Raw genomic sequence first — 16,014 nt, forward strand, 5'->3', positions numbered from 1 at the left:
GGGCCCGCCGCCGGCCCGGGAGGCTCAGAGCGCGTCGACCGGCTCGCGGGCCGCCCGCACACAGGCCCAGAGGACGACGGAGGCCCCCGGCAGCCACGGCTCCCGGCTCTCCGGAGCGACGATCCACCGCCCCGGGCCGTGACCCGGCGTGTCCGGGGCGCCGACCGTCCGCTGCACCGGCGGCACCGTCACGGTGTCGCCTTTGCCGTGGCAGAGCAGCGGCGGCACGTCCCGGGCCCACTCCTCCCAGGCCAGCAGCCGGCGCAGCCTGGGCGCCGCCCCCGGCTGCACGAACAGCAGCGTTCGCCCCCGGACGGCCGCCACCGGCCCGCAGCCGGGCCCGGAGGCCCAGAGCTCGTCCAGGACCCGGCGGCCGAACAGCGCCGGCATGCTGATCACGTCGAAGGCCCGCCCGCAGGGCAGCACCGAGGGTGCCCACGGGCGGGACTCCCAGAGGGCGCGCATGCTGCGCGGGTACTCGCTGGCGGAGGCGAGCCAGGCCGCTCCGGCCACGGTCACGTGCTCCACCGACTGATAGGTCCAGATGTCCACGGACAGCAGAGTGGGGTGTCCGGGGCGGGTCCGGGAGGGAAAAAGCGGTTCGCCGGACAGCGGGCCGGGCGGGGGCGTACCCTTCCGCTTCCTCCGGCATATGCCAGTGGCCACGGAACCGGACCGCGAACCCCTCCGGGCGGATCAGTCCTCCTGCCGCCGCGGCTGGAGCAGGGTGCGGCCGTACTCGATCATCTTGGCCGCGTAGTCCGGCGTCCAGTCGGCCCGGTCCGCGATCTCGGCGTCGGACAGCGCGTCGAAGCGGCGCGGGTCCGCCAGCTGCGCGGCCGCGACCGCCTGGAAGTCGGTGGCCCGCTCGGCGGCCGCCCGGAAGGCCAGCGCCAGCTCGGTGGAGCGGCGCAGCAGCTCCGCCGGGTCGTCGATCGACTCCAGGTCGAAGAAACGCTCCGGCTCCGGTTCGGCGGCCTGCGGCTCGAACAGCAGCTGCGCCGGGCGCTGCCGCCGGCCGGGCGCCGCACCGGCGCCCGTGCCGGGACCGGCCGGTGCGGAGAGGCCGCTCGGGTCGGACGCCTGCGCATGGGAGTCGGGCATGGACGGACACCTCCGGGTGCTCGATGGGTGCGGGCGACGGCTGCTCGGGTCGGGCGCCGCCCGGTCGTGGCCGTCGTCCATTGTCTCGCGGCGGCGGCCGGTAACGGAACGGTGCGCGTCCGGGCGCTATTCCCGCCCGGCGCGCCGGGGGCGCGCGTCAGTCGGGCCGGCCGGGCGCGCGCCGGCCCGGTTCCGTACGCGCCCGGCCGGCCCGTCGCACGCCCGTGCCGGTGCGCAGGCCCGCGCCGTCAGGACCGGCCCAGCCGCACCCGGTGCCCGGACAGGTGGTGCAGCACCCGGTGGTTGGCCTCCCAGCCGTCGGGGAACGCCACCGGAACGCCCAACTGCACCGGCTCGGTGGCCGGATGCTCGTCCAGCAGCTCCGCGATCCCGGCCCGGGCCACCACGATGCAGGCGTGCCGGTGCCGGGAGGCCAGCACGCACAGCCGGCCGGTCTCCAGGTGGAACGCGGTCGCGTCCGGCCGCCCCGACAGCGGGTGCAGCACCACGGTGACGTCGTACTCGCGCCCCTGCAGCCGGTTCGCGGTGTCCACCGTGACCGCCGGCCCGGCCAGCGGGTCCACCGGCACCCCGGCCGCGGCCAGCGCGGACCGTACCGCCGCCGCCTGGTCCCGGTGCGCGGTGCCGACGGCGACCCGGTCCGCCGTGAGCGGGGCGGAGCCCTGCTCGGAGTGCGCCGTCAGCCCGCGGTCCAGCAGTCGGCGCACGGTGGCCGCGACGGCCGCCACCGCCTGCGGATCGGTGCGCACCGTGTGCCGGGCCGGCAGCTCCAGCAGGGCCCAGCCGTGCTCGGCCGCCCGGTCGATGGCGGCGTCCACCGCCGAGCCGTCCGGGCGCACCGACGCGGTCAGCGAGCGGTCACCGGGACCGGTGCCCGAGCGGAACGGCGTGAACGGGTAGAACGCCCCGGAGATCAGCGGCGCCGCACTGGCCGGCAGCCGCCAGGACACCGGCAGCCGGTGCGGCTCGATCTGCGGGTTGTGCGCGAGCAGGGTGACCACCGCGCTGCTCGACGGGTCGTACGACAGACCCGCCCACTGCTCGGTGCCCACCACGGTGAACGGGTCCAGCTGGCCCGGGTCGCCGACGAACAGCGCCCGCTCGAACAGCCGGGCCACCGCGAGCAGCGCGTCCGACCGCATCTGGTACGCCTCGTCGACGATCGCGTGCCGCCACGGCTGCTCGGCCCGCACCCACTGCCACTTGGCCGAGGTGGAGATCACCACGTCCAGCTCGGCCAGCTCGGCGACCTTGTCCGAGGGCGTGACGTTGGGGTGCCGCAGCACCTCCGGCCCCGGGCGGGCGTCGGCCGCGTGCAGCCGGCCGATCGTCAGGTCGGGGGCCTTGACGGCCAGTCGGTCGACCAGGTCGTCCACCTGGCCGTTGGTCTGGGCGACGATCATCAGCCGCTCGCCGGCCCCGACCAGCTCCCGGGCGGCGCGCACCACCAGGGTCGACTTGCCGGCGCCGGGCGGCGAGTCCACCACCACGCCGCGCGGTGCCCCGGTGGCCGGCCGGACGGTCGCCTCCAGGATCCGCGCCACCGCGGCGTCGGCCGCCGCGCCGGGGCTCTGGCCGGCGTCCTGCTCGGTGCTCATCGGGCGGATCACTCCCAGTCCTCGGCGGCGCCGGCCACGGCCGGCAGCACGGTGACGGCGGCGCCGGGCGGGCCGCCGTGCGTCCACGGCGTGTCGTCCGGATCGGGCAGCGGCGCGGCCTGCCGGACCGTCAGTTCGAACAGCGTGAAGGTGACCCGCTCGCCCGGCTCCGGCAGGCTGCCCGGCTCGGGCTCCCGCTTGCGCCCCATGCCGGACAACACCCGCACGGTGATGGTGCCCGCCTCCGGGTCGGCCGCCGCGATCACGGCCTTCTGCGCCGGACCCGCCGCGGCCTCCGGCGCCGCCGGCTCCCGGACCCGGTGCACCTCCCGGCCCAGGTCGGCGTGCGGGCGGTCGTCGGTGCGGACGGTCACCAGCGGGCGCGGCTTGGGGGAGCGGCCGGTGGTGTCGTAGTCCGGCACCACCTCGGTCACCACCCCGCTGAACGCCTCCCCGGCGAGCCGGTGCTCGGCCATCGCCAGCGGGTCGTCCAGCGCCTCCTGGACGTCCAGCCGGGCCTGCTCGCGCTCGCGCTGGGCGAGCTTGCGGGCGGCCGTCACGGCGTCGTCGAGCCGCGGCTGCGGCGGCTCGCCGGCCGCCAGCCGGTCCCGGTGACCGGTGTACGACCAGCGGTCGCCGGTCCACCGCTCGGGCAGATGGCCGGCGGGCGGCAGGGCTCGCAGCAGGTCCAGGCCCCGCCAGACGTCGTGCCAGGTCGGCAGCAGTTCCTCGCGCAGCACGGCGCGCAGCCGCTCGACGGAGACCCGCACCGCCTCCCGGGCCGCCTCGGCGTCCGCGCGGCCCGCCGGGCCGGCGCCCTCCGCTTCGCGCTGCGCCGCCGCGGCCGCGTCGTAGCGGGCGATCGCCGGGGCCAGCACCTTGGCGTCGAACACCGGGTCGGTGGTCGGACCGGCCGGCGGGTGGATCAGCCGGCCCTCGAAGCCGCGCCCGGTCTCGGCCAGCTCGGCCGCCTCCGCACCGGTCAGCCCCTCCGGCGGGGCGTGCCAGGCCAGCCGGGCGGCCAGGTGCTGGTCCTCCAGATGGCTCTGGCCGGTGGCCCAGTGCCGGGCCAGCAGCCCGGTCATCGGCAGCAGCAGGCTGGAGCCCGGCACCATCGCGCGCTCGGCGAGGTGGGTCAGCCAGCGGCCGAGCAGCGGCACCCGGGCGGGGGCCGGGAACGGGCCCGGGTCCTCGTCCTCGGCGGTGCGGCGGAACCGGGTCGAGCGGCCGAGCAGCGCCAGGTGCCGCACGCCCCCGCTGTTCGGCACGATCAGCTGCGGGGCGTCCGCGCACAGCTCCCGGACGACCGGCGACTTCTCACCGGTCTCCGGGTCCTTCTCGGAGCCCTCGATGAGCTCGACCTCGTCGCCGAAGGACTCCAGGTAGGGCAGCAGATCGGCGGCCAGGTCCGCCAGGAACTCCGAGCGCAGCGTGCGGTTGAGCGGCTGCGGCACGATGTGCAGCACCGGCGCCTGCCGGTCGGTGCCCAGCAGCACCGCCAGCGGAGCGCCGTCCTCACCGGCCGAGGTCAGCGGGACGAACACCATCGGGCGCTCGGACAGGTGCCGGTGGCGGACGGTGGCCAGCGGCTCGGCCCGGCCGCTGCGCACGGCCTCCAGCCGGGCCAGGGTGGACAGCAGGCTCACCGCTCGCCCCCCGCGGCGGCCGGCGCGGTGCGGCCGAGCGCCTCGGCGCGCAGCGCGGCGGCGTAGGCCAGCCGGGCGGCGGCCTCGTCGGCCCCGTCGCCGTCCTCGCTCCCGTCCTCGTTGCCGTCCTCGTTCGCGGCCCCGTCGGCGCCGGTCCGGCCGGCCCCGCCCGGGCCGGTACGGGCGACGGCCAGCGCCTCCGTCACCGTGCGGATGCTGCCCAGCTCGCCCCGCACCCCCCGGCCCAGCTGCTCGACCCGGTCCCCGCAACGGGCCTGGGCACGGCAGTGGAAGCCGAGCTCGCAGGTGGACAGGCAGTCCGGGCTGTACGCGGCGGGCACCGTCCCGAGCGTCTTCTCCAACTCCTCGGCGGACCGGACGGGCGCGCCGTCCGCATCGGGGGAGAGATCGAGGTCCGCCCCCGGCGGCAGCACCGCCAGCAGCCGCTCGATGCCGGTCATCCGGCTCAGCTGGCGGCGGGTGGTGGCCAGCTCGCGGCGCACGTCCACCGGTACGGCGGTCGGCCGGCTGCCGAAGTCCTCGGGGCAGACCAGCAGCACGCTGGTGCGGGGGCTGCCCGGCAGCCGCTGCTCGCGGTACGGGTCAGGGTCCACCGGCTGCCCGGCCAGCGCGGCGGCCGCCTCCTGCAGCGCCAGCACGTAGACGGCGGCCTGCCGGGCGGCGGCGCCCACCTTGCCCGGGTCCGCGCTGCCGTCCAGCACCGGGAAGGACTTGATCTCCACGACGGTGCAGCGCCCGCCGTGCACCACGACGGCGTCCGGCTCCAGGTAGGCGGTGGAGCCCGCCACCTCCAGCCGCAGCATCGGGTGGTCGAGGAGCGTCCAGGCCCGCTCCTCGGCGGCCGCCTCCGCCAGGGCGGCGGCCGTCCGGTCGGCCCGGACCGCCGGACCGGAGGAGCGGAGCAGGTCCGGCACCAGCAGCGGGCCGCCCTCCTCGGACATGCCGAGCCGGCGGCGCAGCGGCTCCAGCAGCGCCGCGTAGCCGTCCTCCTTCAGCCGGGCCTCGAACACGACGCCGCGCGCCAGCGCGAACGGCGATCGGCCGAAGGGGGCGGGGCGGCCCAGCCGGGCGGCCAGCGCCGCCTTGTCCACCCCGGCGGCGTCCAGCACGGCGCGGCGGTGGCACCCCGGATTGGCGGCCAGGGCGGCGAGGGAACGGGCGTTCAGACTGCGCTGCTGCGCCGGTCCGCGCAGCTCGGCGAGCCGCTGGGCGAGCGGCTCCGCCGGCCCGCGGAGCGGGGCGTTCGTCGAGACGTTCATGGTGCGGCCCAGTGTCGCATCCGGCTCCGACAATCCGCCCCGAACGGGCCGTTGACGGCGAACCCGGACCGGCCGGACCGGCCCCGGGTGCCGCCCGGCATCCCGTGACCGGCCCCGCCGCGGGACGCGGGCCGGTCGCGTGCGAGGCGCACCGGTGGGGGATCATGGAGTCCGGTGCTCGCTGGCGAGGCCGACCGTTGACACCGCCCGAGTGCGAGGAGCCCGCCCATGCCCGCCCGAATCCTGCTGGTCCGCCACGGCGAGACCGACTGGTCGGCCACCGGCCGCCACACCGGCCGCACCGACATCCCGCTGACCGAGGACGGCCGGGCGATGGCCCGCGCGCTTGGCACCCGGCTCGCCGCGGCGCCCTGGAACGGCCTGCCCGACGCCCGCGTCTACACCAGCCCGCTCGGCCGCGCCAAGGAGACCTGCGAGCTGGCCGGCTTCGGCGACCGGGCCGTCGAGCGCCCCGAACTCCTGGAGTGGGACTACGGACAGTACGAGGGCCGCACCGGCGCCGACATCCGCGCCACCGACCAGCCCGGCTGGCTGATCTGGCGCGACGGCGTCCCCGGCGGCGAGAAGCTCTCCGAGGTCGCCGCCCGGGTGGACTCCCTGCTCGCCGAGCTCAACACCGCGCACGGCGTGCCGGACCCGGACACCACGGTCATGCACTGCGCCGACTGCGACGTCGTGCTCTTCGCCCACGGCCACCTGCTGCGCATCCTCACCGCCCGCTGGCTCGGCCTGCCGCCCGAGTTCGCCCAGCGGTTCAAGCTCGGCACCGCCGCGCTCTGCGTGCTGTCCTGGGAGTACGGCGCGCCGGCGGTGGAGCTGTGGAACGACCAGGGTCACCTGGAGACCCTGAAGCACTGACCGGAGGCGGCCGGCCCGCGGTGGCCGGCCGCCGTCGCCCGCTCAGGCCGCCGTCGCCGCGCCGTACTCGGCCAGGAACCGCTCCACCTCCGGCACCCGCCGGTGCTCCCGCAACCGCTGTGCGGTGTCCGCGAGCATGGCGCGGATCCGGGCCGAGCGGACGTCGCCGAACAGCGCGACGGCGGCCGACCCGTGCTCGGCCGCACCCGCCAAGTCCCCCCGGCCGAGCCGGTCGTGGGCGAGTTCGGCGGTGTAGAGCACCCGGTTGCGCACGAAGTGCGGCTGCTGGAGCGCTATGGCCAGCCGGGCGTGCTCGCTGGCCCGGTCCCAGTCCCCGAGGGCGGACCAGCACTGGGCCTGCAGCCCGGCGAGTTCGGCCTCGCCGAAGAACGACATCCACTCCGGGTCGGCCTGCCGGGGGCCCTGCTCGAACAGCCGGCAGGCCCGGACGATCGCCCGCTCGCAGGTGCCCCGGTCCCGCAGCAGCGCCCAGCCGCCGGCCTCGCGCATCGTGAGCAGGGCGAGCAGCCGGGGGGAGTCGAGGTGCCGGGCGGCGGACTGCCCGGCCTGGGCGGCCCGCAGCGCCTCGCGGGGGCGGCCGGCGTCCCGGGCGAGGAAGGCGCCGTTGGAGAAGACGTGCGCCTCCAGCGCGGCGTCGCCGGCCATCCGCGCGGTGGCCAGGGCCTCCGCGTAGTACGAGCGGGCGTCCGCGAGCCGGTTCGAGTCGTGCGCCAACCAGCCCACCGAGATGGCCAGTTCGCCGGCCCCGACCTGGAGCCTCTGCTCGGTCTCGGTGGAGTACTCGCAGGCTTCGAGCAGCAGGTAGGCCTCCCGCAGCGAGCGGCCGGCCTGCTCGAACAGCGCGTCGGCACCGTGCGCGTCGTCGGCCAGCCGGATGTCCCGGACGGCCTGCTCCACACCGAGCACCTCGGCTGCGCCGACCTTGCGGGGCGGCGGGACGACGGGGCCGGGGCGGCCGGGTACGACGGTGCCCGGTGGAGCGGGGTGGGCGGCCTCGCCGTGGGGGGCGGGGGCCGCGGCGGCCGGGCCGGGCCGGTCGATGCCGATCACGGAGGCCAGCGCGGCCGGGCCGCCGGCCAGGAACGTACGGCGACGCACGACGTCGTTCTCCTCGTCACAGGGGTGCGGTTCGTCGGGCCCCCGGGGCGCCGTCGTGAACCTCGGCGCCGGGGCCCCGGGCGGTGGGGGCGGTTCCGCGTACGGCGAGGCAGCGTACGGGAGTCGGGTGGAGAGCGGCGATCGCGGGGCGGGCAGGGGTGGGAACGCCGGGTGGAGGGGTGGTGGTGCTCCGGCCCCCGGCCCGCCGGCCCGGCCCGCCGCCCGGAGGCCGCCGCTCGCGCCTGTGCCCGGGCCCCCGCCCCCGCCGCCGTCCGCCGGGCGGCGGCGGACGGCGGTGCGGGGCGCGAAGCCGAGGTCGGTGAGCGAGCGGTCCGGCCACATGTGCCGGAACACCCGCTCGTACGCGTAGTTGGGACAGCGGATCTCGCCGGACTCGACCCGCCCGACGTACCGGGCGTCGCAGGAGACGTGCTCGCCGATCTCCCGGGCCGCCCGGCGCACGGCCGTGGCGAACTCGCCCGGCGAGCGGTCGCCGCGCAGGGCGCGCATCGCGGTGTTGGGTGACGGGCGGTTCGGCTCGGCCGGTGGGGTGGCTGCCATGGTGCGCTCCGTGGTGGTGCGGGTGGTGGTGCGAGGGTCGGGCGGCGCTGGGACGGCGGGGACGCCCGGCCGCGGGTGGGTCCGAAGGGGCCCGGTGGACGGCCGGGCGAGGCACGACAGTACCGGGAGTCACCGATTGGACACAGCGTGTTGGCGGTCGATGTACCACCAAATGGGTGCAAACCGGGCATAGTTGCCGGGATCTGCCATGAAATGCCATGCCTTGCTGTAAAGCGCCCCGTGGCCTGCGGTACGGGCCCCGCGTTGTCCTGGTACATGGAAGCCCCCGCCGCCGTCCCCCGCCGCGCCCCTGCCGGCACCCCCACCCGGGCGGTTCGGCTTCCGGTCCCGACGAGGCGACAGGAGGGCCCATGGCGGCCACTGGAGTACCGCAGTTCCGCCGTCCGGCCGTCGGCGGGGTGCTCGACGGAGCGGCCCCCGCCCTGTTGCCGGAGTCGGCCGACGACCGCGGCCCCGGCCGGGTCCCGTCCGGTGGCGGCCCCTGCCGGCGCCAGCGCGCGGAGGCGGGCACGGACGCCGTCCTCGTGGCCACCTTCGACACCGTGACGGTCGCCCTGCGGCACGGTCTGGAGGCGGTCGACATCCTGCGGCTGCGCCGGGCCTGCGGCGCGGTGCTGCAGAGCCGCAACGACGCCACCGTCTCCTTCCTCGTACCGGCCGGCACCTCGGCGACCTGGCACCTGCCCGGCAGTTCCTGTACCGCCGGCGCCCAACTGCTGCCCGCCACCGACCCGCGCTGGGTGCTGCCCCCGGCCGGCGCCGACCGCTCCGCCCGCCCCACCGACCCCTGGGTCCTGCGCTCGGCCCTCTGCGAGGCCGCCTGCACCCTCACCGCGGGCGGCCTCGGCCCGTCCTGACCCCCGTCCTGACCCCCGCCCGCCCGCGCCCGCCCGCCCCGCCGAGCCGCGGGGCTCTTCCGCGCGGCGGCGATAATGGCGGGTATGGGACGAAGCAACCGGGCCGGCCGCACCGCGGACCGCGGCCGCACCGCCGCGGAGAGCGGCCCGGCCGCCACCGGCCCCGCCGGCCGCACCCACGCCCAGGGCCCGCTCACCCGGGCCGTCGACTCCGGGCTCGCCGAACTGCGCCCCGACCGCGACCGGCCCGCCGCCTGGTCGCTGCTGATCGACGGCGCGCCGCAGTCCCTGGTCGACCTCGCCGACCCCGCCCACCTGGGCTTCGAGTACCAGCGGCGGCTCGGCCACCTGATCGACCTGGTCGCCCCGCCCGGCCGCCCGCTCACCGTCCTGCACCTCGGCGGCGGCGCGCTCACCCTGGCCCGCTACGTCGCCGCCACCCGCCCGCGCTCGCGCCAGCAGGTCGCCGAGATCGACACCGCGCTCACCGAGCTGGTCCGCGCCGAACTCCCACTGGAGCGCGGCTGGCAGGTCAAGGTGCGCGGCGCGGACGCCCGCAGCGTGCTGGAGCGCACCCCCGAGGGCACCGTCGACCTGGTGATCGCCGACGTCTTCTCCGGTGCCCGGGTGCCCGCCCACTGCACCACTGTCGAGTTCACCGCGCTGGCCGCCCGGGCCCTCGCCCCCGGCGGCTGGTACGCCGTCAACATCGCCGACGGCTCCGCCCTGCCGTTCGCCCGCTCCCAGGTGGCCACCCTCGGCGCGGTCTTCCCCGAACTCTGTCTGGTCGCCGACCCCGCGGTGCTGCGCGGCAAGCGCTTCGGCAACCTCGTGCTGGCCGCCGCGCACACTCCGCTCCCGCTGGCCGAACTGACCCGCCGGGTGGCCTCGGACGCCTCCCACGGCCGGGTCGAACACGGCCGCGCCCTGGCCGACTTCGCCGCCGGCGCCACCCCGGCCACCGACGCCACCGCCACCCCCTCCCCGGCCCCGCCCGCGGGGGTCTTCCGTTAGGCCGCCCTCTGGTGCACCATGTCCGGGTCCCGGGCGGCCGGATCGTGTGCGCCCGGATCCCGGACGGGCGGATCCCGGACAACCGGATTCCGGACGGCCGGATCCCGGACGACCCGACCAGGAGGGGCACCCACCATGCTGATCCGACCGGCCAGGCCGAGCGAGGCGGCCGCGCTCAGCGCCCTCGCGCTGCGCTCCAAGGCGCACTGGGGCTACGACGACGAGTTCATCGAGGCCTGCCGGGCCGAACTCACCCTCGACCCGGAGCGGATCGGACCCGACCGCACCGCCGTCGCCGAGGACGACGGCCGGGTGCTGGGCTTCGTCACCCTCACCGGGGCGCCCCCGAAGGGCGAACTGGGCATGATCTTCGTCGAACCGGACGCCATCGGCCGCGGCATCGGCCGTCGTCTGATGGACCACCTGCGCGCCGAGGCCACCGCCCTCGGCTTCGACCGGGTCACCGTCGAGGCCGACCCGAACGCCGAACCCTTCTACCTGGCCATGGGAGCCGTCCGCACCGGCACGGCCCCCTCCGGTTCCATCCCCGGGCGCGAACTGCCGCTGCTCACGCTTCACTTGGCCACCCCCGCCGTCTGATCCCGCCTATTGATCCCCGCCTGTGATCCCCGCCCGCCGACCCTCGCCGCCCGATCCCCGTCCATCAGGGGTCGCCCCCGGCGGTCCGTTCAGTGGCCCTTCGGCAGGCCCCGGTGCTTGTACATCGCGGCGCCGGTCAGCAACAGCCCGGCCGCGATGGGGGCGAGGACGGCGGTCGCGGTGCCGGCGGTGTCGTGGGCGACGGTGACGGCGGCCGTCCTGGTCGCGGTCCCGCCGGGCCGCGCCGTCGGGCCCGCCGCCGGGCCGGCCACCGGGGCGCCGGTTGCGGCGGACGGGTGTTCGCGGCCGCCCGGCCGCCCGTCCCCGCCATCCGCCGGGTCCGGGTGCCCGGGTCCTGGGGGCGGGGGTGGCGGCCGGTCCGGTGCGGCGGGGGCCGACGGTGGGGCGGCCTGGCCGTGCGGAGTGCCGCCCGGTGGGGGCGGCGGTGCGGCGTCGGCGGGCCGGGCAGAGGTACCCGACGGCCCGTCGGCGACCTCGCCGCGGGCCGCCCGAGCCTCGACGGGGCGGGTGCGGGCGGGCCCGGCGCCCCACAGTCCGGAGGCGATCGCGAACGCGTCGGGCACGGCGGACCGCTGTCCCGGCAGGGGGAGCCCGCCGGCCCTGATCCGGTCCTGGAGGGCGCTGCCGATCGGGCCGGCCGGGTCGGTCGGGGCGGTCGCGGGGGACCGCCCCGGCGCGACGACGTCGGCGGCGACGTCCGCCGTGGCGACGTCCGCCGCGACGACATCGGCCGCGACCCGGGGGACGTCGTCGGCGAGCCGGTCGAGCAGCCCGCCGGACGGGCTCGGCACGGGCCGCTCCACCGGGTCGTCGGGCGCCGTCCCGCCGCCGGTCAGGGCCCGGCCGACGGTCCGCCCGACCGGCTCCGGCAGCGGTTCGGCGTCGGCCGCGCAGGCGCCGAACCCCCAGAGCTGCGCGAGGAGGGCCCCGCCGGCCGCGACGGCCCGTGGCCGGGGCAGCCACCGCCGGGCCGCCCGCCACCCGCCGCCGACGGTCCGTCGGGCGGCTTCCGGGCCTCTGGTCGCGTGTTTGGCTCGCACGTGAATCGAGAACGAGCGGGCGGACCGGGAGGACACGGCCGCCGTCACGGACAGTCATCGCGGGCGGTCGTCGCGGGCCGTCCGCCCCCGTCGGCCCCGCCCGCCGTGCTCCGCTCAGGAGTTGGGGCGCAGCGTCCAGATCACCGTCATGACGCCGGTCACCGCGCCGTCGGCCCGGGTGATCTCGACGGTCACCGGGAACTCGGGGCGCTCGCCCTTGTCGAGCTCGGCGACGATCTCGGCGGCCGGCCGGCCGAGCACGGCGGTGGCCGTGACGGCGCCCATGGCGAGCTTCTTGTAGGAGATCTCGGCGCTCACCGCCAGCGGCACCGCGCGCGAGAGCTGGTCGCCGAAGGCGCCCAGCACGATGCAGCCGCTGGCTGACTCGGCCAGGGTGAACATCGCGCCGGCGTGCGGGCCGCCCACGTGGTTGTGGTACTCGGGCTGGTCGGGCAGCCGCAGCACAGCACGCTCCGGGGTGGTCTCCAGGTACTCGAGCTTCAGGGTCCGGGCCATCGGGACGGTGGAGTCGAGCAGCCGGCCGATCGAAGGAGTGGTCATGGCGGCAACGTTACTAGTCAGTAGCTTCCGGTGGCAGACCCGCGGCCGGGGAAAAGAATGAGACGCGGACCACGGTGCGACGCGCGCCACACCATCCCCGCCCGGCCGCCGCCGATGTGAGGGAACGCGAAAAAGCCCGAGGGGCCGGTCTCTTGACGAGACCGGCCCCTCGGGGCGATGGGGTGAGTGACGGGACTCGAACCCGCGGCCACCTGGACCACAACCAGGTGCTCTACCAACTGAGCTACACCCACCATCTGTCCGGACCGTTCGCGCCTTTCGGCGTTCCCGCTCCGACAAGAAGAACTCTACAGGATCCGGAAGGGTGCTCGCGCCAGGGTTTCCTCGCCCCGGCGCGAGCACCTCCGCCGCTCCGGGCTCAGCCCGTCGGCGGCTGGTACTTCTCGGCGATCGCGCGCGCGGTGTCGGTGTCCGGGCCGGGTTGCGGGACGAACACCGCCTCCCGGTAGTAGCGCAGTTCGTCGATGCTCTCGCGGATGTCGGCGAGCGCCCGGTGGTTCCCGCCCTTCTGCGGGCTGTTGTAGTACGCCTTCGGGTACCAGCGCCGGGCCAGCTCCTTGATCGAGGAGACGTCCACGATCCGGTAGTGCAGGTGGCCCTCCAGCGCGGGCATGTCCCGGCTCAGGAACCCGCGGTCGGTGGCCACCGAGTTCCCGCACAGCGGCGTGCGCCCGGCCTCCGGCGCGTGCTCGCGGACGTACGCGAGCACCAGCGCCTCCGCCTCGGCCAGCGTGACGCCGTGCTCCAGCTCCTCCAGCAGCCCGGAGGCGGTGTGCATCTCCCGCACCACCCCGGGCATGTTCGCCAGCGCCTCGGCGGGCGGCCGGATGATGACGTCCACACCCTCGCCGAGGATGTTCAGCTCCGAGTCCGTCACCAGTGCCGCGACCTCGACCAGGGCGTCCCGGTCGAGGTCGAGGCCTGTCATTTCACAGTCGATCCATACCAAACGGTCATTCACGCCACTCACCCTACGGCGCGATCACGCGCCGCGGGCACCGATGGAGCCGAGCGCGGTGCCGGGGTGCGGCCCTCGGAGCCGTGCTCCTCCGGCGCGTGGCCGTCCGTCTCCCTGACCTCGCGGACCTCCCGGCCGGGGTACGCCGGGCGGGCGTCCCGCCCGGGCCGCCCCTCGCGGGGCTCCCTGGCCTCGGCCGCGGTGCCCCGCACGCCCTGCGGACGGAGCTGGCCCGCCCGGGCCTGCCGGGCCCGGACCTCCGGCGACCCATCCTGCGGCCGGTCGGCCGCGCTCCGGTGTCCCTGGCCCTGGCCGCGCGCGCCCGGCTGCGGGACCCCGTCCTCGGCGGCGGCGTGCTCCGCCGTCCTGGACGGCCGCCCCGTGCCGGGCCCTGGCTGCGCCGGGACCAGCGGCGGGCGCGCCGGACCACGACCGGTCCCCGGCTGCCCGGGGTGCGACTGGTGTCCGGCCGGCTGGTGCGGGTACGACTGCCCGGCCCGCGCGTGCACGCCCGGTCCGGACGGCTGCCCGTGCTGGCCCGGGACCGCGGAACCCGAGCCGCCCGGGTAACCCTGGGCGCCGGCCGACCCGTGCCCCACCGGCGTGCCGTGCCCACCGGGTGCGCCGTGCCCACCGTGCTGGCCGTGCTGGCCCTGGACCGAACCGCCCACCGCGCCGGCCGCGGCCGCCGACGCGACCGCCCCCGCCGTCCGCAGGTCGCCGCCCGTCGGCGCGGCCGGCGCCGGAGCCGACGCCCCGGGCCGCCGGGCCCGGTAGCTCGTCCGGTACGCGGCCGGCGAGACCCCGAGCTGGCGCCGGAAGTGCCCGCGCAGCGCCACCGGCGACCGGAAGCCGCAGCGGCGCGCGACGTCGTCCACCGACAGCTCCGAGGTCTCCAGCAGCCGCTGCGCCTGCAGCACCCGCTGGGTGATCAGCCACTGCAGCGGGGCGCTGCCGGTGAGCGTGCGGAACCGCCGGTCGAAGGTCCGTCGGCTCATGTAGGCGCGGGCCGCCAGCACCTCGACGTCGAACTGCTGGTTGAGGTTCTCCAGGGCCCAGGTCACGACCTCGGCGAGCGGGTCGTTGCCGATCTCCTCAGGTAAAGACTGATCGATGTACTGGGCCTGCCCGCCGCCGCTGCGCCGGCTCGGCACCACCAGCCGGCGGGCGAGCGCGTTGGCCGCCTCGGCGCCGTGGTCGCTGCGGACCACGTGCAGGCACAGGTCGATCCCGGCGGCGGTGCCGGCCGAGGTCAGCACGTCGCCGTCGTCGACGAACAGCTCGCGCGGGTCGACGTGCACCCGCGGGTAGCGCTTGGCCAGGGTCGGCGCGTACATCCAGTGGGTCGTCGCCGGGCGGCCGTCCAGCAGGCCGGCGGCGGCGAGGACGAACGCGCCGGTGCACAGGCCGATGATCCGCGCGCCCTCGTGGTGCGCCTTGCGCAGGGCGGTGATCGCCTCGACCGGCGGTGGCTGCGAGATCGAGCGCCAGGCCGGGACGACGATCGTGCCGGCCCGGGCCAGCGCCTCCAGTCCGTACGGGGCGGAGAGGGTCAGGCCGCCGGTGGTGGCGAGCGGGCCCTCCTCGCCGGCGCAGACCAGCAGGCGGTAGCGCGGCACCCCGGCGTCCTGGCGGTCGACGCCGAAGACCGAGAGCGGGATCGAGCTCTCGAAGATCGGTGCGCCGCCGAAGATCAGGACGGCGACGGTCTCGCGGCGGCGGCGCCCGGAGAGCTTGCGGGGCGCGGCGGCCAGCACGGCCGTCGAGGAGCCGTTGAGGCCGCCGGCGGGGCCGCCGTGGCCATGCACCGACTGGCCGTGCACCGACGGGCCGTGGCCGCCGAGGCCGTGTCCGGTGGCGCCGAGGCCGAGCGGTCCGCCGGGGAGCCCGCCGGTGTTCGCGGAGCCGGGCAGGCCGGGGAGGGCCGGTCCGAGGCCGGCTCCGGGAGTGCCCGGGCCGGTGAAGGCACCGGCGGGGGAGGCGAAGGTCGTGAACCCGCCGTCGGCTCCGGAATGGCCGCCCGGGTGCCCGCCGGAATGGCCGGTTACCGACGTCCCGGCCCGGCCGTCCGAGCCGCCGCCGTACCCGCCGGAGTGGCTGACGGACGATCGGCTGACGGGGCGTCCGCCGTGTTCCGGGACGCCCGGGAAGGGCGGGGCTCCCGCGCCCTGCGAGGCGCCGGAGCCGCCTGGGGCGCCTGGTGCGGCTGGGGTTCCCGGGGCGGACGGGGCCGCGGGGGAATAGGAGGAGTAGGAGGTGGTGCCGGAGTGGCGGGTGTTGGCGGCGGAGGCCTGAGAGCCGGCGCTTCTCGTGGAACGACCCGCGATACCGGCCACGGCCTGGCCGCTGTCAGGACCCGCGTCGCTCCTGCTCACCCTGCTCAAGGCGCTCAAGCCCCCTCGGTGGTGTGGTGTGGTGGTGCGGCACTGCTAGCCAAGATCGAATCTATCGGGTGGACCGTTGCCGTTGTGACAAGTTCACCATCCGACGCTATGTCGACATGGCAATTTGGCGTGATGCATTCGATCACGAAGCGTGGCACCCGTCGACCCTTCTGGGAAGAGGGTCGGTGCAACGGTGGCTGGTTGTCGCGGGACGGGTCCTGGGGCGTCCGGCTCAGAAAGTGTTGGGTAATCGGGTGATCACTCGTTCTTGAGGTCGTCGGCGAGGCGGCGGGCTGCTTCGGTCTCGATGGGGCCGCGTGGTTCGATCG

13 protein-coding genes, 1 tRNA gene and 1 pseudogene are annotated in these 16,014 nt (G+C 76.9%); 4 read left to right on the forward strand and 11 right to left on the reverse strand.

What is annotated here, in order from left to right; all coding sequences use genetic code 11:
- Positions 1–24 precede the first annotated feature (24 nt).
- The 5 genes from ACFVVU_RS20200 to ACFVVU_RS20220 all read right to left on the reverse strand — a co-directional run bounded on the left by ACFVVU_RS20200 (position 25) and on the right by ACFVVU_RS20220 (position 5,649).
- Positions 25–612 (reverse strand): bifunctional DNA primase/polymerase, encoded by a 588-nt coding sequence (locus ACFVVU_RS20200; RefSeq protein WP_380690317.1) that lies wholly within the window; start codon positions 610–612, stop codon positions 25–27.
- Between the two features lie 84 nt (positions 613–696).
- Positions 697–1,104 carry a hypothetical protein gene (locus ACFVVU_RS20205; protein WP_380690315.1) on the reverse strand — a complete coding sequence of 136 codons (408 nt, stop codon included), beginning with the start codon at positions 1,102–1,104 and terminating at the stop codon, positions 697–699.
- Between the two features lie 248 nt (positions 1,105–1,352).
- Positions 1,353–2,723 (reverse strand): AAA family ATPase, encoded by a 1,371-nt coding sequence (locus ACFVVU_RS20210; protein WP_387791262.1) that lies wholly within the window; start codon positions 2,721–2,723, stop codon positions 1,353–1,355.
- Positions 2,724–2,731: 8 nt separating this feature from the next.
- Positions 2,732–4,369: a hypothetical protein gene (locus tag ACFVVU_RS20215; protein ID WP_380688459.1), complete on the reverse strand. Its 1,638-nt coding sequence runs from the start codon at positions 4,367–4,369 to the stop codon at positions 2,732–2,734.
- Positions 4,366–5,649, reverse strand: a complete 1,284-nt coding sequence (locus ACFVVU_RS20220) for a hypothetical protein (protein WP_387791264.1) — start codon at positions 5,647–5,649, stop codon at positions 4,366–4,368. Before ACFVVU_RS20220 ends, ACFVVU_RS20215 begins: the two co-directional genes overlap by 4 nt.
- Before the next feature lie 228 nt (positions 5,650–5,877).
- Between ACFVVU_RS20220 and ACFVVU_RS20225 the strand changes: the two genes are divergently transcribed.
- Positions 5,878–6,528, forward strand: coding sequence for a histidine phosphatase family protein (locus tag ACFVVU_RS20225; protein WP_380688463.1), 651 nt, complete (start codon positions 5,878–5,880; stop codon positions 6,526–6,528).
- A 42-nt stretch (positions 6,529–6,570) separates the two neighbouring features.
- On the opposite strand, the gene ACFVVU_RS20230 is transcribed toward ACFVVU_RS20225, so the two are convergent.
- Positions 6,571–8,208 (reverse strand): tetratricopeptide repeat protein, encoded by a 1,638-nt coding sequence (locus ACFVVU_RS20230; RefSeq protein WP_387791266.1) that lies wholly within the window; start codon positions 8,206–8,208, stop codon positions 6,571–6,573.
- 371 nt (positions 8,209–8,579) lie between these two features.
- Between ACFVVU_RS20230 and ACFVVU_RS20235 the strand changes: the two genes are divergently transcribed.
- The 3 genes from ACFVVU_RS20235 to ACFVVU_RS20245 all read left to right on the forward strand — a co-directional run bounded on the left by ACFVVU_RS20235 (position 8,580) and on the right by ACFVVU_RS20245 (position 10,700).
- Positions 8,580–9,086 (forward strand): hypothetical protein, encoded by a 507-nt coding sequence (locus tag ACFVVU_RS20235; RefSeq protein ID WP_387791268.1) that lies wholly within the window; start codon positions 8,580–8,582, stop codon positions 9,084–9,086.
- Between the two features lie 84 nt (positions 9,087–9,170).
- A complete protein-coding gene (locus ACFVVU_RS20240) occupies positions 9,171–10,100 on the forward strand; it encodes a spermidine synthase (RefSeq protein ID WP_387791269.1) in 930 nt (309 codons plus the stop codon).
- Between the two features lie 135 nt (positions 10,101–10,235).
- The gene (locus ACFVVU_RS20245) at positions 10,236–10,700 is read left to right on the forward strand and encodes a GNAT family N-acetyltransferase (RefSeq protein WP_380688544.1); all 465 of its coding nucleotides are present in this window, start codon (positions 10,236–10,238) and stop codon (positions 10,698–10,700) included.
- Between the two features lie 89 nt (positions 10,701–10,789).
- Here the strand turns inward: ACFVVU_RS20245 and ACFVVU_RS20250 are convergent, their stop codons facing one another.
- The 5 genes and pseudogenes from ACFVVU_RS20250 to ACFVVU_RS20270 all read right to left on the reverse strand — a co-directional run.
- Positions 10,790–11,761 (reverse strand): hypothetical protein, encoded by a 972-nt coding sequence (locus tag ACFVVU_RS20250; protein WP_387791270.1) that lies wholly within the window; start codon positions 11,759–11,761, stop codon positions 10,790–10,792.
- Between the two features lie 114 nt (positions 11,762–11,875).
- Positions 11,876–12,322: a DUF4442 domain-containing protein gene (locus tag ACFVVU_RS20255; protein WP_380690432.1), complete on the reverse strand. Its 447-nt coding sequence runs from the start codon at positions 12,320–12,322 to the stop codon at positions 11,876–11,878.
- A 178-nt stretch (positions 12,323–12,500) separates the two neighbouring features.
- Positions 12,501–12,576: transfer RNA gene (locus ACFVVU_RS20260), tRNA-His, on the reverse strand.
- Between the two features lie 125 nt (positions 12,577–12,701).
- Complete coding sequence (gene orn / locus ACFVVU_RS20265; protein ID WP_380687736.1) at positions 12,702–13,304, reverse strand: oligoribonuclease; 603 nt, start codon at positions 13,302–13,304, stop codon at positions 12,702–12,704.
- A 745-nt stretch (positions 13,305–14,049) separates the two neighbouring features.
- Positions 14,050–15,058 (reverse strand): annotated as a pseudogene (locus ACFVVU_RS20270) (helix-turn-helix domain-containing protein); the annotation flags it as partial.
- Between the last annotated feature and the right edge of the window lie 956 nt (positions 15,059–16,014).

Origin of the sequence: Kitasatospora sp. NPDC057965 (genome assembly GCF_042887135.1) — a bacterium.
GTDB lineage: Bacteria > Actinomycetota > Actinomycetes > Streptomycetales > Streptomycetaceae > Kitasatospora.